This is a genomic window from Escherichia sp. WS1368, from assembly GCF_046487485.1.
GTDB lineage: Bacteria > Pseudomonadota > Gammaproteobacteria > Enterobacterales > Enterobacteriaceae > Escherichia > Escherichia coli.
This window is the reverse complement of sequence record NZ_JBJQJI010000001.1, coordinates 1,028,696-1,054,724: the sequence shown is the minus strand read 5'-3', so window position 1 is coordinate 1,054,724 and position 26,029 is coordinate 1,028,696. Positions and strand designations below refer to the sequence as shown.

Genomic DNA, 26,029 nt, shown 5'->3' with positions numbered 1-26,029 from the left:
CACCTACAACGTTGCGTTCATAGCTCAGTTGGTTAGAGCACCACCTTGACATGGTGGGGGTCGTTGGTTCGAGTCCAATTGAACGCACCATCCTGCGTCCGTAGCTCAGTTGGTTAGAGCACCACCTTGACATGGTGGGGGTCGGTGGTTCGAGTCCACTCGGACGCACCAGATTTTCTTAATCTGGTCTTCTCCTTTTTCCCTCTGTTTCTTCTCTGTATCCAATACATTAAAAGATTTACACTGTCTTCGTATGCGTTATCAGAAGGAGAATCGCTATGGCAACTTTGTTACAACTTCATTTTGCTTTTAATGGCCCATTTGGCGACGCAATGGCTGAGCAGCTTGAACCGCTTGCTGAGTCGATTAATCAGGAACCTGGTTTTCTGTGGAAGGTATGGACAGAAAGTGAAAAGAACCACGAAGCCGGTGGGATCTACCTTTTCACTGATGAAAAAAGCGCCCTTGCCTATCTGGAAAAACATACTGCCCGACTGAAAAATCTCGGCGTTGAGGAAGTTGTCGCCAAAGTTTTCGATGTCAATGAGCCACTGAGTCAAATCAATCAGGCAAAACTCGCCTGACAGATTTTAACCAAGGGCGGTTAGCGCCCTTTTCATCCCTGTCTGAAATTTCTCAAATTCTAAAAATTTCAACCAAACTTATCTGATAACACTAAATTCGAAAGAATGCGTACAGGTAAGTAACAATGAAAAAAATTGCTATTGTGGGTGCCGGGCCTACGGGGATCTACACCTTATTCTCGCTTCTACAGCAACAAACTCCACTTTCTATTTCTATCTTCGAGCAGGCTGACGAAGCCGGTGTCGGGATGCCATACAGTGATGAGGAAAACTCAAAACTGATGCTGGCAAATATTGCCAGTATTGAAATACCGCCGATTTATTGTACGTATCTCGAATGGCTACAAAAGCAAGAAGCCAGCCATCTCCAGCGTTATGGCGTTAAAAAAGAAACCTTGCACGATCGTCAGTTTTTACCGCGAATTCTGCTGGGCGAATATTTCCGCGATCAATTTTTACGATTAGTAGACCAGGCACGACAGCAAAAATTTGCGGTGGCTGTTTATGAATCATGCCAGGTTACCGATCTGCAAATTACAAATGCTGGCGTCATGCTCGCTACAAATCAGGATTTACCCAGCGAGACGTTTGATTTAGCGGTGATTGCCACGGGTCACGTCTGGCCTGATGAAGAAGAAGCAACCAGAACGTACTTTCCCAGCCCGTGGTCAGGCCTGATGGAAGCAAAGGTCGATGCGTGTAACGTGGGTATTATGGGAACATCCTTGAGCGGACTGGATGCGGCAATGGCAGTGGCTATTCAGCATGGTTCGTTCATTGAAGATGATAAACAACACGTCATTTTTCACCGCGATAACGCAAGTGAAAAGCTAAATATTACGTTAATGTCGCGCACGGGTATTTTACCCGAAGCCGATTTCTATTGCCCTATTCCCTACGAGCCCTTACACATCGTCACTGATCAAGCATTAAATGCTGAGATTCAAAAAGGCGAATATGGCCTTTTGGATCGGGTATTTAGATTGATAGTAGAGGAAATCAAGTTTGCTGATCCAGGCTGGAGCCAACGCATAGCCTTAGAGAGCCTGAATGTCGATTCCTTTGCTCAAGCCTGGTTTGCCGAGCGCAAACAACGCGACCCATTTGACTGGGCAGAAAAAAATCTCCAGGAAGTCGAACGCAATAAACGAGAAAAACATACTGTTCCCTGGCGTTATGTCATTCTGCGCCTGCATGAAGCAGTACAGGAAATTGTTCCACATCTGAATGAACACGACCATAAACGGTTCAGTAAAGGCCTTGCCCGGGTTTTCATCGATAATTATGCGGCAATCCCTTCAGAGTCTATTCGTCGACTACTGGCCTTACGTGAAGCGGGAATCATTCATATTCTCGCCCTCGGTGAAGACTACGAAATGGAAATTAATGAGTCGCGCACCGTCCTGAAAACGGAAGACAACAGCTACTCGTTTGACGTTTTTATTGATGCCCGTGGGCAGCGTCCGCTTAAAGTGAAAGATATTCCTTTCCCTGGACTACGCGAACAATTACAGAAAACAGGGGATAAAAACCCTGATGTTGGCGAAGATTATACGTTACAGCAACCCGAAGATATTCGTGGGCGCGTAGCGTTCGGCGCGTTGCCCTGGTTAATGCACGACCAGCCTTTCGTTCAGGGACTTACGGCATGTGCAGAAATTGGTGAGGCGATGGCTCGGGCTGTCGTAAAACCTGCCTCCCGTGCACGTAGGCGTCTTTCGTTTGATTAAAGGTAAAGCTATCAGCACTCAACAAACTGATGCTGTTCATTAAGACGATAGCGGACTCCGGCTCGAATATTGTTTTCACCTTCAATGGCGACGGCGAAGCGAACTCTTTCGCCGTCATGATATGCCAGTGCGGCGCTTCCCCCTGGCCCGAGAATAATTGAGTCGACCACGCCCGTGCTCACTATTGTTGAATCTTCACCGCTGGCAATGATGTGTACATTGTCGCCGCTGTTGGCAATTCTGGCGTTTGCGCCAAAGCTGGCGATTTGCACCAGGTCACCATTACTGGCGACATGACACCGTTCACCCAATGTACAAACGCGTACTCGCATTCCGGTATTCGCAATCCGACTACTATCTCCAGCGCTGCTTATCCGCGAAGAATTACCGGTTACAGCAACCCGTGCGCGTTCACCGGAGCTGCCAATGTGACTGTTAAAGCCGACACTTCCAATCCGCACGCTATAACCCATACTGGCAATTTGCGCGGCATACCCAGCGGTTGCGATTCTGGCATTATCCTCACAACAGCCGATGCGAGCATGATCGTCGCTGCGGGCAAACTGACTGCAAAATGGTCTCTCTCCGGGATCTGTGGCCAATTTTTGCATAGAGGAAACTTCCTGATGCGCGAAGTTTTCATCCGCCAGCCATTTTTTCCACGCATACTCAACCAGACTCTCCGCCCAGTCCGTATATCCTTCCTCAATCAGTGCATGATGAATATCGGCATAACTACCGCCGCGTGGGAAATGGCGCAGGAACCAGCGATACATCACCGCTCCGATACGCCATTCTCGCAGGTCTGCTCGTGTAATGATCATTCGTTAGTGCCGGTGATAGCCATCGACCATGCTTTTAAAGGTTTCGTGTGGCGTACGCCCCGTGGTGCAAAGATAAAGATGACCGAAGATAAAAAAGAGGCTTATAAATGCCAGAGCAAAATGCGCCTGCAATAACCAGTATCTTACGCCAGGAAACACATCTCCCACGGCTTGCGGATAGAGACACAGCAGCCCCGTCAATAGTAACAACGGCAGCAATCCATACATGACACCAATATAGGCAACCTGCTGTAAGGGATTAAATTTAGACTGTGTTGTTGCCGGGAAAGGATGTTCTTCCCCCTGCATAATGCCAAACAAATAGAATCGCGTTTGTTTTGCCGCTCGCTCCAGCCACCCCTGACGACGAATGCGATAATGGTGACCATTACCCCCAACGGCATTGATCAGAACAAAGCCGAGCCAACATGCCAGTAACAAAAATCCGCAAACTTCATGCACCGCAACCAGACTTTTAACCGCAGTTGCGCCCACCAGCGCAAAGTGATTTATCAGCCCACTTGCCAGCAACAATACAAAGAGTAACGCATTCGACCAGTGCCATAATCTGACCGCTTTGCTGTAAAGATAAACCTTCTCACCATGGTCGGTGGCTGATTTCTTCACGCCACGAGCACGAAGCAAGGCATGCAGCCCCAGCACAAACCACATCCCTACCAGCAATAGTCCGGCAATGATCAACCACACCGGCCAAAATTGGGGAGTGAACTGTGGCACATAGTTCGCCAACTGGCTCTGAAACTGTTCAGCATGTTGCGACGGGTTCATACATTTTCCTTTTTAATCAAATGTTGACCGAACCGGCGATACAGGTGCGGTTTCCCGGCACCAGGTAGCTGATATTGATAGTATTTATTTTCCTGCAACCACGCCTGAATTTCTGGGCTATCTTCGCGACCAAAGATCAATGCGTGTTCCGGACAGGCGCTGACGCAAATGGGCGGAAAGCCTTTTGCCAGTCGGGACTCAGCGCAGAAATCACATTTATCTGCCACTTTAGTGACAGGGTTAAGGTAGCGAACCTGGTAAGGACAAGCGCCAATGCAATAACTGCAGCCGATGCACTGCGATTTTTCTACCCGCACGATCCCCTGCTCATCACGCCACGACGCCCCTGTCGGGCATACGTCGATGCAAGGAGCATCTTCACAGTGCTGGCATGACTGGCGAAAATAGTGATACTGCGTTTCGTTGTCGTTATCGGTGACTGGAATGTGTGCTATCGATAAACGGCTTCCCTGAGCGGGGACGTGGTTAGTTTTACGGCATGCGCGGGCGCAAATATTACAGCCATTGCACCGTGACTCGTCATGAATCATGGCATACCGAACTTTCTTTTCTTGCCTCGTGTTCGCTAACAGAGAAGACGCAGAACCAGTAAAAAAGATTACTGTTCCCATCCCCAGAACAAATTTGCGTCGAGTGAAGGACATCTGATTATCCCCTAATGCAGTGGCTGCAACTGTCCACCCTATCCATGACATCTCCCTGAAATTTCAGGGGTTCTGAAACTGCTCTACCTCGAACCATTCGCATAAGCCATACGCCTTGCCATAGGTCATAAATCGCTCGCTAAACAAGTACAACACCGCCGTCGATGACTCCACCTGCCGTATATCAGCATATTCAGGTGCAATATCCATCGCGGCGATCGCGGATTCGATCTGCGCTTCCTGGAAGTAATATGGCGCTTGCATCAGCATGGCGACTTTGTAAGGACGAGGATACGTCTGGCACTCAAAACGAACGGCGTGTGCAATGGCGCGACAAATGTCCTGCTCCACAACTTGCAAAGACATCGCCGCGTAGTTTTCACTCATGGCCTGAGTTGAGTAATAGTAATCATCCTGGCTTCCCGTCAAACAAGCGATATCCGCGTGGTCTCCGTTCTGCTTAATGCTTTCCAGCAAAACTGACAGTTCCTCTTCTGCAACCGAATAGGGTGGCGAAAGAAACACGGCGCGCGCCACCAGCTGCCCAGCCGCAGAATGCTGACGAATGAACTCTGCCAGGATTTCAGCAGGTTCTGGTTCGGTTACCGTATCAACGGGGTGACGCATCCCCTGCAACCATTGCCGCTTCGCCTCATCAACTTCGCTGACTTTCGCTAACGGCAATTCATCCTGATGGTTCATCTCACCCATTCCTTACGCAGGCAGTAGATTGTGTGCTGCCAGATCGGCGGCAATATCTTCCAGCCCCAGACGCTGCAATGTTTCACGGGTCGGACAACCAAGCTGTGGGTCCCAGCCCATTTCTTTGTAGAACATCGTGAGCGAAGCATGCATATCGTCACGGTCCATTTTGTCAGTACCTTCAGTAAAGACCGGGATCTGCGGATCCTTGTCGAATACCCAGGAACAGATAAGATCGTGTTCATTACGCATATCTTTGGTTTGCATCAGTTTTACCGTGTAGGCACGATGCAACGTAAAGATACGCTCTGCAGCTAAATCTAATTTTTCCTGAGTCATCTCTTCGCCAGTGATCGCTTTGAAGAATTTGGCTTCAAGCGCCAGATCGCCCCGATAATTACGGCTTTTCAGCGGCGAAACGGTCATTGGCCAGACCCAGTTGCACAGTGTGACGGCGTTATGCAAACAGACCCGCAACAGCGACCACTTAGCATATTTAATTTTTGCGTCATTGATTGGCGTGTAGTTTTTGGTTTCATCGTAAGCATCTTCAGAACCAAAAAGCTCTTTCGCCACCTCACGTTGCAGTTTCAATGGCAAACCGGAACCAATAAAATTGATATGGGTATGCGTCATGCAGTCACGGTTGAACATACAGTTAACAATGGAACCGACTTGCGCTGACGCTTCATTGGCATGGTGAACTGGATAGCCAAACGGCGACCAGAGTTTATTTTTCGCGTAGCCCCAGTACTCTTCACCCAAATTCCAGCGTTCTGCGATGGCATATGAACCATCAGCCAGGTGACTCAGCTCACCCACACGATGCGCCAGACGGTAGTAAAAATCTTTAATGAAGTTAACGTCACCCGCTTCCAGTTGATCCCAGCGAATTTCCGCATACTCTTCAGCTGGTAGAACACGCTTGAACACCCCTTTGCTGTAACAATAAGTAAAGTCGCGATGCAGCTGCCCATAGTTACACCATAGGCCGTAGTCATCGAATAGATTCAGACCAACCAGGTTACCAATCACACGACCATCGTCTTTATCTTCAAAATCTTTCGGCCCGTTTGGGAAGATGGTGGTATGGACAAAGTTTGCTACACAAGTGTTACCACCGGTGCCAGGCACGCCAAACTCTTTCACCCGAGGAATATTCATTTGGGTCATACAACGGATCGGGCAAGAGTGGCAGCCGCTCATTTTTACTGTGTATTTCTCTGCCGCCGGACCTAAGTCAAAAACGGATTTATAGGTACGAAAGCCGACCGTGTTCTGATTGCCTGGCGGAATTTCCCCCGTTTCAATCGGACCACCTTCAGCCGCGCCCCAAAACAGCCCTTTACGTGCTGTCCAACGTGACTTGGGATCTGAATACTCTGCCCACGATTGCGGCGTACTTGGCACGACATGGTTGTTATTCGCACCGATAAGTTCAGTCATCATGTAATCGTTGAGACGCTTCATCTCCTGACGATCGGCAATGTTGACCCCTTTCGTCCCTTCAACCGCAATCGCTTTCAGGTTTTTCGAACCCATTATTGCGCCAGTTCCCGCACCACCGCTGTGGTTACGGCTATTCAACATGCCAGAGAGAGGAACAAGGTTTTCCCCAGCCTGACCAATAGCCGCCACACAGGTTTCAGGGCTGGTCAAGCGACAAATCTCTTCCGTAGTTGCGCGCGTACCTTTTCCCCATAAGAAATCGGCTTTTTCCAGGCTAACTTTGTCATCTTTAATATTCAGCCATACCGGTGATTTCGCTTTCCCTTCGATAATAATGACGTCGTATCCAGCGAATTTCATTTGCGCTGCAAAAAAGCCCCCCATATGGGCATCGACGACTAAATTTCCTTTGGTAAAAGTAGAAAGTGAGGTGATATTTACGCGAGAACTACAGGGGGCACCAGATCCAGTTAATGGGCCGGTAGCAAAGACTAATTTATTCGCTTCATCGAAAGGTTTCGTGCCTGGCGGTACTTCGTCATACATAATTTTGTAGCCGAAGCCCATACCACCAACAAAACTTTTAAACTTACTGGAATCTTCGAGGGTAATATTTCCTGTCGTGAGATTGACTCTTAATATATTACCTGTCCAACCGTTAGCCATGATTTTTTCCTTTGCAAGATTCACACAGTAATATCTTTCCACTCGATAATTTTTAACGCCCCTGTTGGGCAGGCGTTTGCGCATTCACCGCATAACACACATTTCGAGGATTTTTTACTTTCGGTATTTACGGTGGCCATCATCCACGGGCATGCCGTAGTACAGGCGCTACAGCCAATACAGCGTTTATGATCGACGGTAATACAGCCTTCTTTCTGCTGCCAGGTAATCGCACCAATCGGGCAGACGTTCATGCATTGCGGCTCTTTGCATTGTCGGCAGGTGTCCGCGGTATAGTTGAGATCGCCATACAGGCCGCCGCCAGAGCCAACCCCGTTGTCGCCAAAGAAATAATTGCGATGGATTTTGATACGGGAGAAGAATGTCCCTACTGAGCCATCGTTGAAGTTGGTACAAGAGATTTCACAGCGGTGGCAACCCGTGCATCGCGCTCGCTGGGTCACCAGCACCCCTTTGGGTGTATTTATCAACCCTACTGTGCCGCTATCAATATCTTCCTGTTTGCAACCCAAAAGTGACAGTAACGCAGGGGCAATTGTTAGACCAGCAAGGCCTTTTCCTGATATACGCAAGAATTCTAATCGCGTTAAGCCAATATCTAATAGTGGACGATCAACCGGGTTCATTTATTTCGCATCCTCTTCGCAAACACAGTGCTGACAATTCAGCAGCCTGATATTAAGCATTCAACTAATACGCTGCTGACTCTGTCCCCAACACCAGATATTTTCCCTAACCCGATAGTGTATGAGAAAAGATTTAACGCCGATAAACTAATCCTTTATGGTTAGGAGAAAAAATAATGTGATTATTCTGAGCCCTTAACATTGATCGTTATCAATTAAAATTACAAAGCAAGAAATTATAAGTGAACTGATATTTATTATCATTTGAAATAAATTTAACTTAAGCGACAATTATTTGTGACGTTCATTGCAGAAAATAAAAATAACATTATCGCTATAAATTAAAATACATACCGAAATTCGTATAATTTCAGCAGTTGTTATTTAGAATGATTAACTGGACCGCAACTGAAGCAAGAATATCAGGATGAAGCTTATCGCCTCATCCTGAATGGTCATTTTACCAGTGCGTTAATGACGGTTTCCATCGCCTGCTTTTCCAGCTCACTGCGCTGAATGCGTTTATTGGCTAATGCTGTACGTAATACGCCTGCGATAACAATATGCTTTGGTTCCTGCCCCAGATCGCGCATTTCCAGCACAACTTTACCGACAACTCTGCACATTTCTCGGTACAGTTCATCCTCTTTTGTCCGATTTCCCATTCTTTATACCTATTTATCATGCCAACTATCAGCATATATCAATCTAACCAATTAGACAAAAATCAAACAAAATCAGACAAATAACGCGATAAATTATTTTAACTGTAGCAATTGAGCGATGATGTATTTATACACCGGATGAACTTTCACTTATCTTCACAGTGACAACCCCGGCACCAGACGTTGCGCAAACAGCGAAGTTTTTGCGTAACCTTTTCCCTGGAACGTTAAATCTTTGATAACAATTTATTGTCTTACAAGTTGTATATTTTTTGAAACGCTGTTTTTGTTTTCCTTTTGGATTAATTTCAGCGTATAATGCGCGCCAATTGACTCTTGAATGGTTTCAGCACTTTGGACTGTAGAACTCAACGACTCAAAAACAGGCACTCACGTTGGGCTGAGACACAAGCACACATTCCTCTGCACGCTTTTTCGATGTCACCTATCCTTAGAGCGAGGCACCACCACTTTCGTAATACCGGATTCGCTTTCCGGCAGTGCGCCCAGAAAGCAAGTTTCTCCCATCCTTCTCAACTTAAAGACTAAGACTGTCATGAAAAAGACCAAAATTGTTTGCACCATCGGACCGAAAACCGAATCTGAAGAGATGTTAGCTAAAATGCTGGACGCTGGCATGAACGTTATGCGTCTGAACTTCTCTCATGGTGACTATGCAGAACACGGTCAGCGCATTCAGAATCTGCGCAACGTGATGAGCAAAACTGGTAAAACCGCCGCTATCCTGCTTGATACCAAAGGTCCGGAAATCCGCACCATGAAACTGGAAGGCGGTAACGACGTTTCTCTGAAAGCGGGTCAGACCTTTACTTTCACCACTGATAAATCTGTTATCGGCAACAGCGAAATGGTTGCGGTAACGTATGAAGGTTTCACTACTGACCTGTCTGTTGGCAACACCGTACTGGTTGACGATGGTCTGATCGGTATGGAAGTTACTGCCATTGAAGGTAACAAAGTTATCTGTAAAGTGCTGAACAACGGCGACCTGGGTGAAAACAAAGGTGTGAACCTGCCTGGCGTTTCCATTGCCCTGCCAGCACTGGCTGAAAAAGACAAACAGGACCTGATCTTTGGTTGCGAACAAGGCGTAGACTTTGTCGCTGCTTCCTTTATTCGTAAGCGTTCTGACGTTATCGAAATCCGTGAGCACCTGAAAGCGCACGGCGGCGAAAACATCCACATCATCTCCAAAATCGAAAACCAGGAAGGCCTCAACAACTTCGACGAAATCCTCGAAGCCTCTGACGGCATCATGGTTGCGCGTGGCGACCTGGGTGTAGAAATCCCGGTAGAAGAAGTTATCTTCGCCCAGAAGATGATGATCGAAAAATGTATCCGTGCACGTAAAGTCGTTATCACTGCGACCCAGATGCTGGATTCCATGATCAAAAACCCACGCCCGACTCGCGCAGAAGCCGGTGACGTTGCAAACGCCATCCTCGACGGTACTGACGCAGTGATGCTGTCTGGTGAATCCGCAAAAGGTAAATACCCGCTGGAAGCGGTTTCTATCATGGCGACCATCTGCGAACGTACCGACCGCGTGATGAACAGCCGTCTCGAGTTCAACAATGACAACCGTAAACTGCGCATTACCGAAGCGGTATGCCGTGGTGCCGTTGAAACTGCTGAAAAACTGGATGCCCCGCTGATCGTGGTTGCTACCCAGGGCGGTAAATCTGCTCGCGCAGTACGTAAATACTTCCCGGATGCCACCATCCTGGCACTGACCACCAACGAAAAAACGGCTCATCAGTTGGTACTGAGCAAAGGCGTTGTGCCGCAGCTGGTTAAAGAGATCACTTCTACTGATGATTTCTACCGTCTGGGTAAAGAACTGGCTCTGCAGAGCGGTCTGGCACACAAAGGTGACGTCGTAGTTATGGTTTCTGGTGCACTGGTACCGAGCGGCACTACTAACACCGCATCTGTTCACGTCCTGTAATATTGCTTTTGTGAATTAATTTGTATATCGAAGCGCCCTGATGGGCGCTTTTTTTATTTAATCGATAACCAGAAGCAATAAAAAATCAAATCGGATTTCACTATATAATCTCACTTTATCTAAGATGAATCCGATGGAAGCATCCTGTTTTCTCTCAATTTTTTTATCTAAAACCCAGCGTTCGATGCTTCTTTGAGCGAACGATCAAAAATAAGTGCCTTCCCATCAAAAAAATATTCTCAACATAAAAAAGTTTGTGTAATACTTGTAACGCTACATGGAGATTAACTCAATCTAGAGGGTATTAATAATGAAAGCTACTAAACTGGTACTGGGCGCGGTAATCCTGGGTTCTACTCTGCTGGCAGGTTGCTCCAGCAACGCTAAAATCGATCAGCTGTCTTCTGACGTTCAGACTCTGAACGCTAAAGTTGACCAGCTGAGCAACGACGTGAACGCAATGCGTTCCGACGTTCAGGCTGCTAAAGATGACGCAGCTCGTGCTAACCAGCGTCTGGACAACATGGCTACTAAATACCGCAAGTAATAGTACCTGTGAAGTGAAAAATGGCGCACATTGTGCGCCATTTTTTTTGCCTGCCATTTACCGCTACTGCGTCGCGCGTAACATATTCCCTTGCTCTGGTTCACCATTCTGCGCTGACTCTACTGAAGGCGCATTGCTGGCTGCGGGAGTTGCTCCACTGCTCACCGCAACCGGATACCCTGCCCGACGATACAACGCTTTATCGACTAATTTCTGATCTACACCCTTATTGTCTTTAAATTGCGTAAAGCCTGCTGGCAGTGTGTATGGCATTGTCTGAACGTTCTGCTGTTCTTCTGCTGATAGTGGTCGATGTACTTCAACATAACGCATCCCGTTCGGTTCCACGGAATATTTCACCGGTTCGTTGATCACTTTCACCGGCGTTCCCGTCCGCACGCTGGAGAATAAGGCTTTAATATCCGGCGCATTCATGCGAATACAGCCCGAACTGACGCGCAAACCGACGCTGTCCGGCGCACTGGTGCCATGAATGAGGTATTCGCCATTACCATGCGCGAGGCGCAGTGCGTAACGTCCTAGCGGGTTATTTGGCCCGGCAGGAACGACTGGCGGTAATTTAATGCCACGCTCCAGCGAACGCTGACGAATGCCCGCCGTAGGCGTCCAAGTTGGGTTAGGGATTTTCTGCCCCACACGCGTTTCCATCACTGGCGTTTCCAGCCCCTGCAAACCAATACCTATCGGATAGACCTGCACGATATTTTCTCCCGGCGGATAATAATAAAGGCGCAGCTCTGCCAGGTTAACGATAATCCCCTGACGCGGCGCATCAGGTAATAACAGTTGCGAAGGAATAGTTATCGTCGTACCAGGTTTTGGCACCGGGGCGATAGTGTTATTGGCTTCAAGGATCAACATTGCCGCAGTATCAAAACGTCGGGCGATGGCCTGAAGGTTTTTATCCCCTTCTTGCACCGTATACGTTTGATTTTGCCCAACCAGTCGGCTTCCGGTTGGAGGTAGCGGATAATCAACCGCCCAGGCAGCCTGGATGGCGCTAAAAGCGCCGATAAGCGTGAGTGTAAGCAAAGACGCGCGTTTCATTGTAAACCTCCTGTATTTGCCGGAGACTCACGCTGAAACGTCGGATGGCGCTTATGTTCACCTGAAACCAAAACACTCCTGTGCAGGTCAGTGTAAACATTGACCATCCGGCAATGTGAGCCAACCGGATGAAAGCTGTTCCTTTAGTTTAGCTAAGTGCAGCGGCTTTGGCGCGAATTGCGCGAATCATCGCTTCCAGACCTTGTGAACGAGATGGGGTGAGATGTTGAGTGAGCGCCATTTTTTCAAACCACGGACGCACATCGAAATTGACAATATCCTGCGGCGTCATCTGATCGTAGAGAATAAAGACGACCGCAATAAGCCCTTTCACAATCGCCGCATCGCTGTCGCCCTGCAATTCAATAATTCCCTGCGCATTCTGGCGCATGACAATCCACACCTGACTCTGGCAGCCCTGAATGCTATTTTGTGAGCTTCTGTCTTCGTCGCGTAATTCTGGCAGACGCTGGCCCAGCTCAATAATGTAGAGATATTTCTCTTCCCAGTTGGCGCAGCGTAAAAAATTACGCAGCAATTTTTCTTTATCCGGCAATAAAGCCATAGTGCCTCCCTGTTATCCCAGCAGACGGTGAATACGTTGCAGGCCGGTCACCAGACGATCCACTTCTTCATGGGTGTTATACATAGCCAGCGACGCCCGACACATGGCAGGAACGTTGTAATAGGCCATTAATGGCATAGCGCAGTGATGTCCGGTACGCACAGCAATGCCGTAATTATCGAGAAAACTGCCAACATCATAGGCGTGGTGTTTACCAAGATTAAAAGCAATAACGCCAAGTCTGTTCTGGGGACCATAGAGAGTGAGATCCGGTACAGATTCCAGCTGTGATAGCGCGTAGTGCATCAGATTCTGTTCATACTCGGCTATATTATTAAGCCCCAGCGCCGACACATACTCCAGCGCCGCGCCAAGACCAATGATGCCCCCGGTATTGGGTGTACCGGCTTCAAACCGCCAAGGTGCTTTGGTCCAGGTAGTGCCTTCACTCAGGCTGACGGTGGCGATCATAGAACCGCCCCCTTCCCACGGCGGCATCTCCTGCAACAAGGCTTCTTTGACATAAAGAATGCCAATCCCAGTGGGGCCATACAGTTTATGCCCGGAGAACACGTAAAAATCGCAATCCAGCGCCTGAACGTCCACCGGATGATGCATCACCGCCTGAGCGCCATCCACCAGTACTTTTGTGCCATGCTGATGCGCAAGCGTGATCATTTCCGCCAGCGGATTTTCCGTTCCCAGCACGTTGGAGACATGAGTAATTGCCAGCAGGCGAGTTTTCTCATCAAACAGCGTAGGTAGCGTCTCCAGTTGCAACGTACCGTCGGGATTGAGCGGGATCACACGCAGCTCTGCGCCAACGCGTGCGCAAAGCATCTGCCAGGGAACAATGTTAGCGTGGTGCTCCATCTGACTGATGATGATGTTATCGCCCGCCCGCACATTGCTGTTACCCCAGCTATTGGCGACCAGATTGATCCCTTCCGTCGTGCCGCGGACGAACACCAGCTCTTCCGCCGAACGGGCATTAATAAACAGCGATGCCCGCTTGCGCACGTTCTCCATTTTCTCGGTCGCCTGGGCGCTTAAGGTATGAATACCGCGATGCACCGCCGCGTAGCCATGACGATAAAACTCAGCCTCGGCATCAATCACCTGGCTCGGTTTCTGCGCACTGGCGGCGCTGTCGAGATAAGCCAGCGGCAAACCGTTTACCTCACGCGAAAGCACCGGAAAGTCGGCCCGCACTTTGTCGACGGAAAAAGTCATCTTGCACCTCCTGGCAGCCGTTGACCGATTCGGGCCAGCACCTGCTGTTTAAGCCCCTCATCACGCAGTGCTTCCGTCAGTTCAGCAGCAAAGGCGTAGATGATCATCTGCTGGGCATCTTGCTGATTGATCCCGCGCGAGCGCAGATAAAACATCTGTTCGTCATCAATGCGCCCCACCGTCGCGCCGTGGCTGCATTTCACATCATCTGCATAGATTTCCAGCTGCGGTTTCGTATCCACTTCCGCCAGTTTGCCCATCAGCAGATTATTGTTGGTCATCTGACCATCCGTTTTGATGGCGTGCTGCGCGACGTTGATCAAACCGTTAAATACCGCGCGGCCTTTGTCGCTGACGATAGTTTTGTGCAACTGTCGGCTGTTACAAAAACCTTTATTGTGTTCCAGCCAGGTACGAGTATCACACACCTCGTTTTTCACCGGCATCGCCAGGCTATTGATCCGCAGCGTGCTGTTTTCGCCATTGAGTTGCGTACTGGTGTTGTGTCGTAACACTGCGCCACCCAGCAGGAAACTGTGGCTAAATGCGGTGGCATCGTCAGCCAGCAACAAATCGTTATGGGCAAAGTGGTGACTGAGCGGGTTTTCAAACGCCAGCTTGATATGCTGCAAGTGGGCGTTCGCTGCGACATTGATAGTGAACCGTGCCCCGGTAAAATGACGAGCATCATTAAGGCTGACAAAATGTTCGATCACCGTTGCTTCGGCACCTTCCGCCAGATCCAGATGATGTCGGTAATGGGCAGTGTTCACCTCTTCACCTGCCACGCCCTGGGTGATATGCATTAACAGCAATGGCTTTACCGGCCGTTGACCGCGCTTCACGGCGATATGCGTCACGCTATGCGCAAGGCTTTCCGTCAAATGCAGAAACACTTCCGCCTGAATAGCGTCGGGTAACCCCTGACGGTCGTCGTTAATGCTCACTTCATATCCGCTGCCTTCAGTTGCATCGCTCAGCGCGGGCACGTAACGTCCATCAACAAACACCAGCCGCACGGCGTCTGACGTTAACGCTAAGGCATCACGCTGCTGTGGGGATATCTCTCCCGCAATGCTGACAAACTGGCTATTGGTCAGCCCTTCCAGCGGCGTATATTTCCAGTTTTCATGTTTACGTGTCGGCAGTCCGGTACGCAGCAATTGTTGTAAATGCTGCTGTGCTTGCGGTGAGCGTTTTGTCCCTTCAGCTTCAAACAAGTGATGCCACTGTTGCAGCGCGTTACTGCTGTTCGGTAAGCCAGCCATAACCCTGCTCCTCCAGTTGTTTGACCAACGTGAAATCGCCGGATTTCACAATTCGTCCCTGATATAGTACATGGACGTAATCAGGCTTGATGTAGTCGAGAATGCGTTGGTAGTGCGTAACAATGATGAATGAGCGCTTGCCGTCACGCAGCGAGTTCACGCCATCGGCAACCACTTTTAATGCGTCAATATCCAGCCCGGAGTCCGACTCATCAAGAATGCATAACTCCGGTTCCAGCACCGCCATTTGCAAAATATCGTTGCGCTTTTTCTCGCCGCCGGAAAAACCAACGTTTACCGAACGGGTTAATAAATCCTCCGGCATCTTCAGGAGAGCGATTTTCTCTTCCATCAAATCCTGAAAATCAAAGCGGTCGAGCGTTTCCTGGCCGCGATAGCTGCGCACCGCATTAAGTGCCGTTTGCAGGAAAAACTGGTTACTGACGCCGGGAATTTCCACCGGATACTGGAAGGCCATAAAGATGCCTTCACCTGCACGATCTTCCGGCGACAGCGCAAGCAAATCTTTGCCTTTGAACTCAACCGTGCCGCCCGTCACCTCATAATCTTCTCGCCCGGCAAGCGTTGCCGATAAGGTACTTTTGCCAGAACCGTTTGGCCCCATAATGGCGTGAACTTCGCCGGGACGAACGTCGAGGCTTAATCCACGCAGGATAGCTTTATCTTCCACGCTGACGTGTAAATCTTTAATACTTAACATGTTTATTCCTTATCCGACGCTGTGTTCAAGACTGATGGCGAGGAGTTTTTGTGCTTCAACGGCAAATTCCAGCGGCAGTTCTGAGAACACGTCTTTGCAGAAACCGTTAACAATCATCGAGATGGCGTCTTCTTCGCTGATCCCGCGTTGCAGGCAGTAAAACAGTTGATCTTCACCAATACGTGATGTTGTTGCCTCGTGCTCCAGTTGTGCGCTGTTATTGCGACATTCGACATACGGGAAGGTATGCGCCCCACAATTAGCGCCAATCAGCATTGAGTCGCACTGAGTGAAATTGCGCGCATTGGTTGCCGTCGGCATGATTTTCACTAAGCCGCGATAACTGTTCTGACTATGTCCGGCAGAGATCCCTTTCGAGATAATGGTCGATTTAGTGTTTTTACCGATGTGGATCATCTTGGTGCCGGTATCCGCTTGCTGATGACCGCTGGTCAGCGCCACTGAGTAAAACTCACCAATGGAGTTATCGCCGCGCAAAATACAGCTGGGATATTTCCACGTAATCGCTGACCCGGTTTCTGATTGCGTCCATGACATTTTGCTGTTTTCGCCTTCGCACAAAGCACGCTTGGTGACGAAGTTGAGAATACCGCCGGTGTTGTTATCGCCAGGGAACCAGTTTTGTACCGTGGAATATTTCACCTCGGCGTTTTTATGGATGATGACTTCCACCACCGCCGCGTGTAACTGATAGCTGTCACGCACCGGAGCGGAACAGCCTTCAATGTAGCTAACGTAGCTGTCTTCGTCGGCCACCAGAATGGTGCGCTCAAACTGCCCGGTTTTTTCCGCGTTAATACGAAAATAGGTGGAAAGTTCCATCGGGCAGCGCACGCCTTTAGGCACATAAATAAACGTACCGTCAGAGGCTACCGCCGCATTAAGTGCGGCAAAGAAGTTGTCATTCCCCGGCACCACGGTGCCGAGATATTTACGCACCAGTTCCGGGTGATCGTGGATCGCCTCGCCAAAGGAACAGAAAATAATTCCCTGCTCCGCCAGTTTTTCGCGATAAGTGGTGGCAACCGAAACAGAGTCGAAAATGGCGTCCACCGCCACCTCTTTGCCTTCCCGCACGGGAACGCCCAACTGCTCAAACGCCGCCTCCACCTCTTTACTTAAAAAGGCGTTCGCGCCAGTTTGCTGCACCACGCCGGGTTCAGACGCACAAGTGTCGTCACAATTACCGCACGATGGTGCTGAGTAGTAGCTGTAATCCTGATAATTCAGCTTGTCGTAGTGCGCTTTCAACCAGTGCGGTTCTTCCATCTCCAGCCATGCGCGATAGGCGTTGAGACGAAACTCCAGCATCCACTCCGGCTCATTACGCTTCGCCGAAATTGCGCGCACCACCTCTTCGTTTATCCCCTTTGCCAGCTCATCGGTGGCTAACTGGGTGAAGAATCCTTCTTTATAATTCAGCGGGCCGCCGGTCCAGGTTTTGACATCGTCAGTTGCTTCAGTATTACGAGACATAGTACCGCCTATACCCCAAAGCTTTCGCCACAGCCACATTCATTCTGGGCTTTAGGGTTGTGAAATTTGAATATCTGATTAAGTCCTTCACGAACAAAATCGACTTCCGTGCCATCAATAAACGGCATCGCTTGCAGCGGGACAAACAGCTTCGCGCCGTCGTGTTCAAACAGCAGATCGTCTTTGTCCGGCTCGCTAACACTGTCGAGCACATAGCCAAAGCCCGCGCAGCCCGTTTGCTTCACGCCTAAGCGCACGCCGACCATACCCGGCTGCTTTGCCACCAGCTCGCGGATGTGGACAGCGGCTGCGGGTGTCAGCGTTAAGCCCTGCCAGGCGAAATCCTGTGGATTAAAGGTTCCTGAATGCATGTCCATCGATTTACCTCACTTCATCGCTTTCAGCGTATAACAGCATGTTAGTGATAATGATTATCAGTTCAACCCAGCAAACGCAGGGGCTTTACCGTAAAACATGCTTTTTTCCTGCTTTTAATAAGCATAGACCCTGATGTGTGGGTTAACAGGCACGCTAAGAATTAGGTATCTCATTGTTAGATAATGATTATTATCTAAGGAGCATTAAGGCTGTGATGAAAAAGAAAAAGTTGTATTGAAAATGACTATTTAAGAGATAGGTAAAAAAGTGCAGCGTTCAGAAATAAGAAAACCCTTAAGTCTGTGCGACACAGGCTTAAGGGTTTCTACCCCATCCGGCGCTTATCTCCGGCACTCTCAGTGGCTTAGCTCTTGAAGGGGCGATAAGAATAATCTCATAAAGCTAACCCGCCGTTTTAACACAAACTGCGATTAGTATTATTTTTGAACAATATCAGGCGGGTAGATAAGCAGTATTAAGAAGGCCATCGAACCTGGACGGAGGTTAATCCAGGTCGATTTGGCGAAATTGCGGCATCAAGTCAGGATCAATGCACGCCCAGACGCCAGGCAAAGTAGATTTCTTCTTTTAATTCAGCAGAAGAGAGAGTAAGCAGGTCAGCAAATTCAAGTTCTAGTTGTTTCAGACGTTTGAGATATTGGGCAGGTGAAAGATTGCTTTGGTCACGGCGTAAAAATTCAATGGCCAGCTGGGTGGGATCAAGTTGAGTAGACATAGCATCCTCGCTTTTAGACAAGACCTGCACAGTATACCACCGTTTACTGTGCAGATAATGACCAAAAGCAATATGCGTCACACTTTTCTGGTGACAACGTCACAAAATGGCGGTCGTCAATCGTGACGAACAGCACAAACGCCCTTTCTCATCGAAGATTTCAATCTGCCAGACCTGGTGACGCGAACCGAGATGCAACGGTTTGCATACGCCGCGCACCCGCCCTTCTCGTGCCGAGCGGACGTGGTTAGCATTGATTTCCAGACCAACCACCTTTTGCTCACCTTCGGTACATAAATAACCGGCAACGGAACCGATACTTTCGGCCAGTACCACGGATGCCCCTCCATGCAGCAACCCGAAAGGCTGCTTTGTCCGCGAGTCTACTGGCATTGTCGCTTCAAGGGTGTCATCACCAATATGTTCAAAGCGAATATCCAGCAACCCCACCATGTTTCCTTCACCCATGGCATTCAGTGCTTCCAGGGTGATTTTTCGTTTCCATATCATTTAATAATCTCCAGTAAAGCCTGCACAGGATGGCGTACCCCCGTGCCTTCGACCCGTTTTACCTGGCTACGGCAGGAATATCCGGTCGCCAGACAGCGATTACGCGGCAGTCGCTGCATCGCCTGATGCCAGGATAACTCATAGATCCCGAGCGAATTTTTATGGTTTTTCGCTTCATGTCCGTAAGTCCCTGCCATGCCGCAGCAACCCACGCTGACATTTTCCAGTTTCGCGCCAAAACGGGCAAATATCGCGGCCCATTGTGCTGGCGCGCCCGGCAAAGCGGTAACTTCGGTACAGTGACCAAAGAAATACCATGATTCACCGCTGACTGTAGCCACTGGCTGTGAGTCAAGTGCGCTTGCCAGCCATTCATTCGCCAGTAAGACGTTAAACTCGCCACGTTCCTCGCCCAGCGCCAGTTTATATTCATCGCGATAACAAAGTACCAGCGCCGGATCGACTCCCACCATTGGCATCCCCAGCTTCGCCACACGGTTGAGGAAATCCGCCGTCTTTTTCGCCGTCTTCGCAAAACGATTAAGAAAGCCTTTGATATGCTGGGCTTTGCCATTTGGCGAAAATGGCAGTAACACCGGCTGGAAACCTAATTTTTCGACCAGACGGACAAAATCCGCCACCACTTGCGCATCGTAATAGCTGGTAAAGGGGTCCTGCACCACCAGCACCGTGCGCGCTTTCTGCTCTGCACTGAGAGCTTCAAGCTGTTCCAGCGTCATGTTTGCCGAGCGATGCCCCACCATTTGTTGTTGTAGCGAGGGGACCGACAGCAGCGGCAAATCAACCATGCCGATATGTTTTTCCGAGAGTTTGCGCACCAGCGGCTGGTTAATGAAGAAGTTAAAGGTTTTCGGCGCGCGTGCCATCAGCGGTGCGTAGCTCTCGACCGTGGCGACGAGGTGGTCGCGCAGCGGGCGCAAATAACGGGTGTGATAGAGTTGCAGAAAGCGAGAACGAAACTCAGGCACGTCAATTTTGATTGGGCACTGGGTCGAACAAGCTTTACAGGCCAGACAGCCCGACATCGCCTCTTTGACTTCGTGGGAGAAGTCATATTCGCCTTTATTCGCATGCCAGCTATTGCGCGTGCGGGCAATTAACGTCCGCAAACTGACGCCTGATTCAGGCAGCTCTTGTTCCAGTTTGACTGGGTCAACACCGCGATCTGCCAACAAACGCAGCCATTCACGCACCAGCGTTGCGCGCCCTTTCGGTGAATGAATCCGGTTCTGGGTAATCTTCATCGACGGGCACATCGGACTGCGGGCATCAAAGTTGAAGCATAAACCGTTGCCGTTACACTCCATCGCACCACGCCACTGCTGGCGTACCGCAATGGGGATCTGTCGATCATATGTGCCACGCTTCACCGCGTCCACTTTCATCATCGGTGCATCGAGACCTTCTGGCGGGCAAATCTTCCCTGGGTTGAGTCGGTTATGCGGGTCAAATGCCGCTTTCACTTTACGCAGTTCTGCAAAAAGTTCCTCACCGAAAAACGCCGGGCTGTATTCGGCGCGAAAACCTTTGCCGTGCTCGCCCCACAACAAACCACCGTATTTCGCGGTAAGCGCCACTACATCATCAGAGATTTGCTTCATCAAAATCTCTTGTTGCGGATCGCACATATCCAGTGCCGGACGGACGTGCAGGACACCTGCATCGACGTGACCAAACATACCGTAGCTTAAGCCGTGGCTGTCGAGCAGCGCGCGAAATTCAGCAATATAATCTGCCAGATGTTCCGGCGGTACGCAGGTATCCTCAGCAAACGGAATTGGCTTGGCTGCTCCTTTGGCATTACCGAGCAGGCCGACAGCTTTTTTGCGCATCGCATAAATACGCTCAACACCTGCCAGCTCACTGCATACCTGCCAGCCGATCACACCTGCTTGCTGACTGGCGATAAGTTCATCCAGCCGCGCACAGAGTGCATTTACTCGCTCATCAATCAGCGTCTCATCATCACCAGCAAATTCCACAATGTTCAGCCCGAGCATTTCTTTGTCAGGCACATCGGTAATCAACTCGCTGACGGAATGCCAGACAATATCTTCCCGCGCCAGATTCAGCACTTTTGAGTCCACCGTCTCTACCGAAAGCGCCCGCGCCTCAACCATAAACGGCGCGTTACGCAGCGCGGAGTCAAAAGAGTCATATTTGACGTTCACCAGACGGCGCACTTTAGGCAAGGGCGTAATATCCAGCCGCGCTTCGGTAATAAAGGCCAGCGTCCCTTCTGAACCCGTCAGAATGCGCGTCAGGTCAAACTCGGTCATCTCGTCGTTAAAGACATGACGCAGATCGTAACCGGTAAGAAAGCGGTTAAGTTTGGGGAAGTTGTCGATGATTAACTGGCGTTGCTGACGGCAACGTTGATAAACCGTGTTATAAATTCGCCCGATTGTGGTATTGGATTTACCCAGCGTTTCCGCCAGCTCGACGGGTAAAGGTTGCGTATCGAGAATATCGCCCCCCAACAACACCGCGCGTACGCCAAGTACGTGATCTGACGTTTTGCCATAGACCAGCGATCCCTGACCGGATGCATCGGTATTGATCATCCCACCGAGCGTTGCCCGGTTGCTGGTCGAAAGTTCCGGCGCAAAAAAGTAGCCGAACGGTTTCAGGTACTGATTGAGTTGATCTTTTATCACCCCGGCCTCAACGCGCACCCAGCCCTCTTCAGGGTTAATTTCGATGATGCGGTTCATATGGCGGGACATATCAACAATAATCCCCTGGTTGAGCGCCTGACCGTTAGTGCCGGTGCCGCCGCCGCGGGGGGTAAAGATCAGCGATGAATAGCGTTCCTGCGCGGCAAGACGGGCGATCAGCGCCACATCTGCGGTTGAACGCGGAAATACCACCGCATCGGGGAGAAGTTGGTAAATACTGTTGTCGGTCGACATTGTCAGACGATCGGCATAACTTGTCGCCGTATCGCCGGTAAACCCCTGTTGCTCCAGCTCTTGCAAAAAATTAAGCACCAGTTGAACGACGCCGGGTGCCTGGGAAATCTGTGGAATCATTATATTGACCCTTTCCTGCGGTCTGTGATGTAGGTCGATACACTATTCTTTCAGGCTGCTGCAATAGCGCACTGAAAGGTGATGTTTGTTTACTCTATGGATTTCGTGTTGCAGAAAGGCGGCAAGCGAGTGAACTCCAGGAGCTTACAATAGTAAGTGACTGGGGTGAACGAACGTAGCCGCAGCACATGCAACTTGAAATACGACGAGTAAATCGTTTGCGTGTTGCCTGAGTTGTTGTACCACATTTTTTTCTAACACGCCCATCAGAATTAAGGGCAGAATCGGCCTGTTAAAAACCGCTGAAATTGCTCATCATTATGCAGGTGAGTTTCGCGTGTTCACGTCGCGTCGACGATTTGACGCACAAAAAAGGTGAAAAGTTGTTATGGTAAATGTTCGTCAGCCCAGGGATGTCGCACAAATTCTGCTTTCGGTGCTGTTTTTAGCCATCATGATTGTGGCATGTCTGTGGATTGTTCAACCCTTTATTCTCGGCTTTGCATGGGCCGGTACGGTGGTTATCGCCACCTGGCCGGTATTGTTACGTTTGCAAAAGATCATGTTTGGCCGCCGCTCTCTCGCCGTTCTGGTGATGACGCTGTTATTAGTGATGGTGTTTATCATCCCTATTGCTTTGCTGGTTAACAGTATCGTCGACGGCAGCGGCCCGCTAATTAAAGCCATTTCCAGCGGTGACATGACGTTACCCGATCTGGCGTGGCTTAATACCATTCCGGTGATTGGCGCGAAGCTGTATGCAGGCTGGCACAACTTGCTGGATATGGGGGGGACGGCGATCATGGCAAAAGTCCGTCCTTATATTGGCACCACCACCACCTGGTTCGTTGGGCAGGCGGCGCATATCGGGCGCTTTATGGTGCATTGTGCGCTGATGCTTCTCTTCAGCGCCCTGCTGTACTGGCGCGGTGAACAAGTGGGGCAAGGCATTCGCCATTTTGCAACCCGTCTGGCAGGCGTTCGTGGAGATGCCGCCGTGCTGCTAGCGGCACAAGCTATCCGCGCGGTGGCGCTGGGTGTTGTGGTGACAGCGTTAGTACAGGCAGTGCTTGGCGGTATCGGCCTCGCCGTATCCGGCGTACCTTATGCAACGTTGCTCACGGTGTTAATGATCCTCTCCTGCCTTGTCCAGCTTGGACCGTTGCCGGTACTGATTCCGGCGATTATCTGGCTCTACTGGACCGGTGATACCACCTGGGGAACGGTATTGTTAGTGTGGAGCGGTGTGGTTGGCACGCTGGATAACGTCATCCGCCCAATGTTAATTCGCATGGGTGCCGATTTACCGCTGATCCTGATCCTCTCTGGTGTTATTGGTGGTTTGATTGCTTTCGGGATGATCGGTCTATTTATTGGTCCGGTTCTTTTAGCCGTTTCCTGGCGTCTGTTTGCCGCGTGGGTGGAAGAGGTCCCACCGCCGACGGACCAACCGGAAGAAATTCTCGAAGAACTTGGCGAAACCGAGAAACCGAATAAGTAATTTCTCATCAGGCGGCTCTGCCGCCTGATTGTTAACCACCGCTAATTGATATTTGCTTGCTCTTCCCCATATTTTCCTGCTTACCGCCATTCAGCTGGTAGTACCTGTCGCAAATTCTTTACAGTTTTTAAACTAATGAGACGAATCTGATCGACGCAAAAAGTCCGTATGCCTACTATTAGCTCACGGTTATAAATCAACATATTGATTTATAAGCATGGAAATCCCCTGAGTGAAACAACGAATTGCTGTGTGTAGTCTTTGCCCATCTCCCACGATGGGCTTTTTTTTAACATTTTTCCGCTTCGCTACCTCGCCCCTCACGCTTTCCAATAATGTTGCACAAGATACTGTGACTCTCTTCAAGCCGTCAGCAGGCTGATAATGTTATTTATATTTTATTGTTTATTTCATGCAGCCATTACACGATGAACGCTTATGAACTCCAGGCACTCCGCCATATTTTTGCCATGACTATTGATGAATGCGCGACCTGGATTGCCCAGACCGGTGACAGTGAAAGCTGGCGTCAATGGGAAAATGGCAAATACGCCATTCCTGATCGTGTAGTCGAGCAACTGTTGGCTATGCGTCAGCAAAGAAAAAAACATCTTCATGCCATCATAGAGAAAATAAATAACCGCATCGGCAACAACACCATGCGTTTTTTCCCCGACTTAACCGCGTTTCAACAAGTCTACCCTGATGGCAATTTTATTGACTGGAAGATCTATCAATCGGTAGCCGCTGAATTATATGCACACGATCTGGAGCGCCTTTGTTAATTTTCCAAAGAAAGGAATTGTCGTTGTTACAACAATAATGAACGGATGCTGACACAACATCGCTTCACTTTTTAAAGCACCTTTGCTAAGTAGAACCTATGAAAAATCCCTATTACCCTACCGCACTGGGGTTGTATTTTAATTACCTGGTGCATGGTATGGGCGTCATTTTGATGAGCCTGAATATGGCCTCGCTGGAGACGCTTTGGCAGACTAATGCCGCAGGCGTCTCAATAGTTATCTCATCGCTGGGTATTGGTCGATTAAGTGTCTTGCTTTTTGCAGGATTATTATCCGATCGCTTTGGTCGCCGCCCTTTTATCATGCTCGGGATGTGTTGCTATATGGCCTTCTTTTTTGGCATCCTGCACACCAATAACATCATTATCGCTTATGTTTTTGGCTTTCTGGCGGGAATGGCAAACAGTTTTCTCGATGCAGGCACCTATCCCAGTTTGATGGAAGCTTTTCCACGCTCACCGGGTACAGCCAATATTTTAATTAAAGCATTTGTTTCCAGCGGGCAATTTTTATTACCGCTAATCATTAGCCTGTTAGTGTGGGCTGAACTGTGGTTCGGTTGGTCCTTTATGATTGCCGCAGGCATTATGTTTATTAACGCTCTGTTTTTATACCGTTGTACGTTCCCACCCCATCCGGGTCGTCGCTTACCTGTCATAAAGAAAACCACCAGCTCTACGGAACATCGCTGCTCAATAATCGATTTAGCCAGTTATACCTTATATGGCTATATCTCAATGGCAACGTTTTATCTGGTTAGCCAGTGGCTGGCACAGTACGGACAATTTGTTGCAGGCATGTCATACACTATGTCGATCAAACTACTCAGTATCTACACCGTGGGTTCGCTGCTTTGTGTATTTATTACCGCTCCACTCATTCGTAATACCGTTCGAGCAACAACATTACTCATGCTGTACACCTTTATCTCATTTACTGCTCTGTTTACCGTCTGCCTGCATCCCACATTTTATGTGGTGATAATATTTGCTTTTGTCATTGGTTTTACCTCTGCTGGAGGTGTTGTGCAAATTGGCCTGACATTAATGGCTGAACGTTTCCCCTACGCTAAAGGTAAAGCTACAGGGATCTATTACAGTGCGGGCAGTATTGCGACCTTTACTATTCCGTTGATTACGGCTCATCTGTCCCAAAGAAGTATTGCCGATATTATGTGGTTCGATACCGCCATCGCTGCCATCGGCTTTTTACTGGCACTGTTTATCGGCTTACGCAGCCGCAAAGAAACGCGGCATCACTCGCTAAAGGAAAATGTCGCTCCGGGTGGGTAATGCAATATTCTTTTCAGGTCATGCAAGATCTTACGGATAAATAACTCTTTCTGCGCCAACTAACGAAAATCGCGATAAAAAACAAACTATGACATGCAATATTCCTGGAAACATAAACTTTATGCCATGTACCCAGGGAAAATCATCTTCAGTATAGTAATTAT

The 26,029-nt window shown here is 49.2% G+C and carries 25 protein-coding genes, 2 tRNA genes and 1 other RNA gene; 11 read left to right on the top strand and 17 right to left on the bottom strand.

Features of this window, described 5'->3' with window-relative positions:
• Nucleotides 1-13 precede the first annotated feature (13 nt).
• The 4 genes from ACJHYD_RS05160 (at nt 14) to ACJHYD_RS05145 (ending at nt 2,314) form a co-directional block, all read left to right on the top strand.
• Nucleotides 14-90: transfer RNA gene (locus tag ACJHYD_RS05160), tRNA-Val, on the top strand.
• Nucleotides 91-94: 4 nt separating this feature from the next.
• Nucleotides 95-171: transfer RNA gene (locus tag ACJHYD_RS05155), tRNA-Val, on the top strand.
• 107 nt (nt 172-278) lie between these two features.
• Entirely contained in the window at nt 279-584 is a 306-nt protein-coding gene (locus tag ACJHYD_RS05150; protein ID WP_001551166.1) for a monooxygenase, read from the top strand.
• Nucleotides 585-709: 125 nt separating this feature from the next.
• Nucleotides 710-2,314, top strand: coding sequence for an FAD-NAD(P)-binding protein (locus ACJHYD_RS05145; protein WP_001551167.1), 1,605 nt, complete (start codon nt 710-712; stop codon nt 2,312-2,314).
• An 11-nt stretch (nt 2,315-2,325) separates the two neighbouring features.
• On the opposite strand, the gene ydhT is transcribed toward ACJHYD_RS05145, so the two are convergent.
• From ydhT to fumD, 7 genes are all read right to left on the bottom strand, one after another.
• Nucleotides 2,326-3,138 carry a protein YdhT gene (gene ydhT, locus ACJHYD_RS05140; protein ID WP_000587586.1) on the bottom strand — a complete coding sequence of 271 codons (813 nt, stop codon included), beginning with the start codon at nt 3,136-3,138 and terminating at the stop codon, nt 2,326-2,328.
• A gap of 3 nt (nt 3,139-3,141) precedes the next feature.
• Nucleotides 3,142-3,927 carry a thiosulfate reductase cytochrome B subunit gene (phsC, locus tag ACJHYD_RS05135; RefSeq protein ID WP_001070006.1) on the bottom strand — a complete coding sequence of 262 codons (786 nt, stop codon included), beginning with the start codon at nt 3,925-3,927 and terminating at the stop codon, nt 3,142-3,144.
• Nucleotides 3,924-4,592 (bottom strand): 4Fe-4S dicluster domain-containing protein, encoded by a 669-nt coding sequence (locus ACJHYD_RS05130; RefSeq protein WP_001309532.1) that lies wholly within the window; start codon nt 4,590-4,592, stop codon nt 3,924-3,926. The genes phsC and ACJHYD_RS05130 overlap by 4 nt, the downstream gene beginning before the upstream one ends.
• Before the next feature lie 63 nt (nt 4,593-4,655).
• Complete coding sequence (locus ACJHYD_RS05125; RefSeq protein WP_001551168.1) at nt 4,656-5,294, bottom strand: YdhW family putative oxidoreductase system protein; 639 nt, start codon at nt 5,292-5,294, stop codon at nt 4,656-4,658.
• Between the two features lie 12 nt (nt 5,295-5,306).
• A complete protein-coding gene (locus ACJHYD_RS05120) occupies nt 5,307-7,409 on the bottom strand; it encodes an aldehyde ferredoxin oxidoreductase (protein ID WP_001520610.1) in 2,103 nt (700 codons plus the stop codon).
• Nucleotides 7,410-7,429: 20 nt separating this feature from the next.
• Nucleotides 7,430-8,056 (bottom strand): ferredoxin-like protein, encoded by a 627-nt coding sequence (locus tag ACJHYD_RS05115; protein WP_001070230.1) that lies wholly within the window; start codon nt 8,054-8,056, stop codon nt 7,430-7,432.
• A gap of 455 nt (nt 8,057-8,511) precedes the next feature.
• On the bottom strand, nt 8,512-8,721 hold the full coding sequence (fumD, locus tag ACJHYD_RS05110; protein ID WP_000528342.1) for a fumarate hydratase FumD: 210 nt from the start codon (nt 8,719-8,721) through the stop codon (nt 8,512-8,514).
• 354 nt (nt 8,722-9,075) lie between these two features.
• Between fumD and ACJHYD_RS05105 the strand changes: the two genes are divergently transcribed.
• From ACJHYD_RS05105 to lpp, 3 genes are all read left to right on the top strand, one after another.
• Nucleotides 9,076-9,270: a protein YnhH gene (locus ACJHYD_RS05105; protein WP_240806354.1), complete on the top strand. Its 195-nt coding sequence runs from the start codon at nt 9,076-9,078 to the stop codon at nt 9,268-9,270.
• 7 nt (nt 9,271-9,277) lie between these two features.
• On the top strand, nt 9,278-10,690 hold the full coding sequence (gene pykF, locus ACJHYD_RS05100; RefSeq protein ID WP_001295403.1) for a pyruvate kinase PykF: 1,413 nt from the start codon (nt 9,278-9,280) through the stop codon (nt 10,688-10,690).
• A 310-nt stretch (nt 10,691-11,000) separates the two neighbouring features.
• Complete coding sequence (gene lpp, locus ACJHYD_RS05095; RefSeq protein WP_000648420.1) at nt 11,001-11,237, top strand: murein lipoprotein Lpp; 237 nt, start codon at nt 11,001-11,003, stop codon at nt 11,235-11,237.
• Between the two features lie 63 nt (nt 11,238-11,300).
• Here the strand turns inward: lpp and ldtE are convergent, their stop codons facing one another.
• The 10 genes from ldtE to ACJHYD_RS05045 form a co-directional block, all read right to left on the bottom strand.
• The gene (ldtE, locus tag ACJHYD_RS05090) at nt 11,301-12,305 is read right to left on the bottom strand and encodes a L,D-transpeptidase LdtE (RefSeq protein WP_000817109.1); all 1,005 of its coding nucleotides are present in this window, start codon (nt 12,303-12,305) and stop codon (nt 11,301-11,303) included.
• Between the two features lie 148 nt (nt 12,306-12,453).
• Nucleotides 12,454-12,870 (bottom strand): cysteine desulfuration protein SufE, encoded by a 417-nt coding sequence (gene sufE / locus ACJHYD_RS05085; RefSeq protein WP_001551169.1) that lies wholly within the window; start codon nt 12,868-12,870, stop codon nt 12,454-12,456.
• A 12-nt stretch (nt 12,871-12,882) separates the two neighbouring features.
• Nucleotides 12,883-14,103: a cysteine desulfurase SufS gene (gene sufS / locus ACJHYD_RS05080; protein WP_000144587.1), complete on the bottom strand. Its 1,221-nt coding sequence runs from the start codon at nt 14,101-14,103 to the stop codon at nt 12,883-12,885.
• Nucleotides 14,100-15,371: a Fe-S cluster assembly protein SufD gene (sufD, locus tag ACJHYD_RS05075; RefSeq protein ID WP_001551170.1), complete on the bottom strand. Its 1,272-nt coding sequence runs from the start codon at nt 15,369-15,371 to the stop codon at nt 14,100-14,102. Before sufD ends, sufS begins: the two co-directional genes overlap by 4 nt.
• The gene (sufC, locus tag ACJHYD_RS05070) at nt 15,346-16,092 is read right to left on the bottom strand and encodes a Fe-S cluster assembly ATPase SufC (protein WP_000948872.1); all 747 of its coding nucleotides are present in this window, start codon (nt 16,090-16,092) and stop codon (nt 15,346-15,348) included. Before sufC ends, sufD begins: the two co-directional genes overlap by 26 nt.
• Before the next feature lie 9 nt (nt 16,093-16,101).
• Nucleotides 16,102-17,589: a Fe-S cluster assembly protein SufB gene (gene sufB / locus ACJHYD_RS05065; protein ID WP_001389790.1), complete on the bottom strand. Its 1,488-nt coding sequence runs from the start codon at nt 17,587-17,589 to the stop codon at nt 16,102-16,104.
• Nucleotides 17,590-17,597: 8 nt separating this feature from the next.
• Nucleotides 17,598-17,966, bottom strand: coding sequence for a Fe-S cluster assembly scaffold SufA (gene sufA, locus ACJHYD_RS05060; protein WP_000367171.1), 369 nt, complete (start codon nt 17,964-17,966; stop codon nt 17,598-17,600).
• Between the two features lie 548 nt (nt 17,967-18,514).
• Complete coding sequence (locus tag ACJHYD_RS05055; protein ID WP_001296104.1) at nt 18,515-18,703, bottom strand: YdiH family protein; 189 nt, start codon at nt 18,701-18,703, stop codon at nt 18,515-18,517.
• 99 nt (nt 18,704-18,802) lie between these two features.
• Nucleotides 18,803-19,213, bottom strand: coding sequence for a 1,4-dihydroxy-2-naphthoyl-CoA hydrolase (menI, locus tag ACJHYD_RS05050; protein ID WP_000637986.1), 411 nt, complete (start codon nt 19,211-19,213; stop codon nt 18,803-18,805).
• Complete coding sequence (locus ACJHYD_RS05045; RefSeq protein ID WP_000612975.1) at nt 19,210-22,266, bottom strand: FAD-binding and (Fe-S)-binding domain-containing protein; 3,057 nt, start codon at nt 22,264-22,266, stop codon at nt 19,210-19,212. Before ACJHYD_RS05045 ends, menI begins: the two co-directional genes overlap by 4 nt.
• Nucleotides 22,267-22,654: 388 nt before the next feature.
• Between ACJHYD_RS05045 and ydiK the strand changes: the two genes are divergently transcribed.
• From ydiK to ACJHYD_RS05025, 4 genes are all read left to right on the top strand, one after another.
• Nucleotides 22,655-23,767 (top strand): AI-2E family transporter YdiK, encoded by a 1,113-nt coding sequence (ydiK, locus tag ACJHYD_RS05040; protein ID WP_001551171.1) that lies wholly within the window; start codon nt 22,655-22,657, stop codon nt 23,765-23,767.
• 185 nt (nt 23,768-23,952) lie between these two features.
• An RNA gene (gene rprA / locus ACJHYD_RS05035) (antisense sRNA RprA) lies at nt 23,953-24,060 on the top strand.
• 135 nt (nt 24,061-24,195) lie between these two features.
• A complete protein-coding gene (locus ACJHYD_RS05030) occupies nt 24,196-24,552 on the top strand; it encodes a YdiL family protein (RefSeq protein ID WP_001308680.1) in 357 nt (118 codons plus the stop codon).
• A gap of 98 nt (nt 24,553-24,650) precedes the next feature.
• Nucleotides 24,651-25,865: an MFS transporter gene (locus ACJHYD_RS05025; RefSeq protein ID WP_001551172.1), complete on the top strand. Its 1,215-nt coding sequence runs from the start codon at nt 24,651-24,653 to the stop codon at nt 25,863-25,865.
• The last annotated feature ends 164 nt before the right edge of the window (nt 25,866-26,029 follow it).

What these genes read in the sequence shown, in the direction of transcription:
- ACJHYD_RS05150 (WP_001551166.1), top strand. Translation starts at nt 279, where the DNA reads ATGGCAACTTTGTTACAACTTCATTTTGCTTTTAATGGCCCATTTGGC.
- ACJHYD_RS05145 (WP_001551167.1), top strand. Translation starts at nt 710, where the DNA reads ATGAAAAAAATTGCTATTGTGGGTGCCGGGCCTACGGGGATCTACACC.
- ydhT (WP_000587586.1), bottom strand. Translation starts at nt 3,138, where the DNA reads ATGATCATTACACGAGCAGACCTGCGAGAATGGCGTATCGGAGCGGTG.
- phsC (WP_001070006.1), bottom strand. Translation starts at nt 3,927, where the DNA reads ATGAACCCGTCGCAACATGCTGAACAGTTTCAGAGCCAGTTGGCGAAC.
- ACJHYD_RS05130 (WP_001309532.1), bottom strand. Translation starts at nt 4,592, where the DNA reads ATGTCCTTCACTCGACGCAAATTTGTTCTGGGGATGGGAACAGTAATC.
- ACJHYD_RS05125 (WP_001551168.1), bottom strand. Translation starts at nt 5,294, where the DNA reads ATGAACCATCAGGATGAATTGCCGTTAGCGAAAGTCAGCGAAGTTGAT.
- ACJHYD_RS05120 (WP_001520610.1), bottom strand. Translation starts at nt 7,409, where the DNA reads ATGGCTAACGGTTGGACAGGTAATATATTAAGAGTCAATCTCACGACA.
- ACJHYD_RS05115 (WP_001070230.1), bottom strand. Translation starts at nt 8,056, where the DNA reads ATGAACCCGGTTGATCGTCCACTATTAGATATTGGCTTAACGCGATTA.
- fumD (WP_000528342.1), bottom strand. Translation starts at nt 8,721, where the DNA reads ATGGGAAATCGGACAAAAGAGGATGAACTGTACCGAGAAATGTGCAGA.
- pykF (WP_001295403.1), top strand. Translation starts at nt 9,278, where the DNA reads ATGAAAAAGACCAAAATTGTTTGCACCATCGGACCGAAAACCGAATCT.
- lpp (WP_000648420.1), top strand. Translation starts at nt 11,001, where the DNA reads ATGAAAGCTACTAAACTGGTACTGGGCGCGGTAATCCTGGGTTCTACT.
- ldtE (WP_000817109.1), bottom strand. Translation starts at nt 12,305, where the DNA reads ATGAAACGCGCGTCTTTGCTTACACTCACGCTTATCGGCGCTTTTAGC.
- sufE (WP_001551169.1), bottom strand. Translation starts at nt 12,870, where the DNA reads ATGGCTTTATTGCCGGATAAAGAAAAATTGCTGCGTAATTTTTTACGC.
- sufS (WP_000144587.1), bottom strand. Translation starts at nt 14,103, where the DNA reads ATGACTTTTTCCGTCGACAAAGTGCGGGCCGACTTTCCGGTGCTTTCG.
- sufD (WP_001551170.1), bottom strand. Translation starts at nt 15,371, where the DNA reads ATGGCTGGCTTACCGAACAGCAGTAACGCGCTGCAACAGTGGCATCAC.
- sufC (WP_000948872.1), bottom strand. Translation starts at nt 16,092, where the DNA reads ATGTTAAGTATTAAAGATTTACACGTCAGCGTGGAAGATAAAGCTATC.
- sufB (WP_001389790.1), bottom strand. Translation starts at nt 17,589, where the DNA reads ATGTCTCGTAATACTGAAGCAACTGACGATGTCAAAACCTGGACCGGC.
- sufA (WP_000367171.1), bottom strand. Translation starts at nt 17,966, where the DNA reads ATGGACATGCATTCAGGAACCTTTAATCCACAGGATTTCGCCTGGCAG.
- ACJHYD_RS05055 (WP_001296104.1), bottom strand. Translation starts at nt 18,703, where the DNA reads ATGTCTACTCAACTTGATCCCACCCAGCTGGCCATTGAATTTTTACGC.
- menI (WP_000637986.1), bottom strand. Translation starts at nt 19,213, where the DNA reads ATGATATGGAAACGAAAAATCACCCTGGAAGCACTGAATGCCATGGGT.
- ACJHYD_RS05045 (WP_000612975.1), bottom strand. Translation starts at nt 22,266, where the DNA reads ATGATTCCACAGATTTCCCAGGCACCCGGCGTCGTTCAACTGGTGCTT.
- ydiK (WP_001551171.1), top strand. Translation starts at nt 22,655, where the DNA reads ATGGTAAATGTTCGTCAGCCCAGGGATGTCGCACAAATTCTGCTTTCG.
- ACJHYD_RS05030 (WP_001308680.1), top strand. Translation starts at nt 24,196, where the DNA reads ATGAACGCTTATGAACTCCAGGCACTCCGCCATATTTTTGCCATGACT.
- ACJHYD_RS05025 (WP_001551172.1), top strand. Translation starts at nt 24,651, where the DNA reads ATGAAAAATCCCTATTACCCTACCGCACTGGGGTTGTATTTTAATTAC.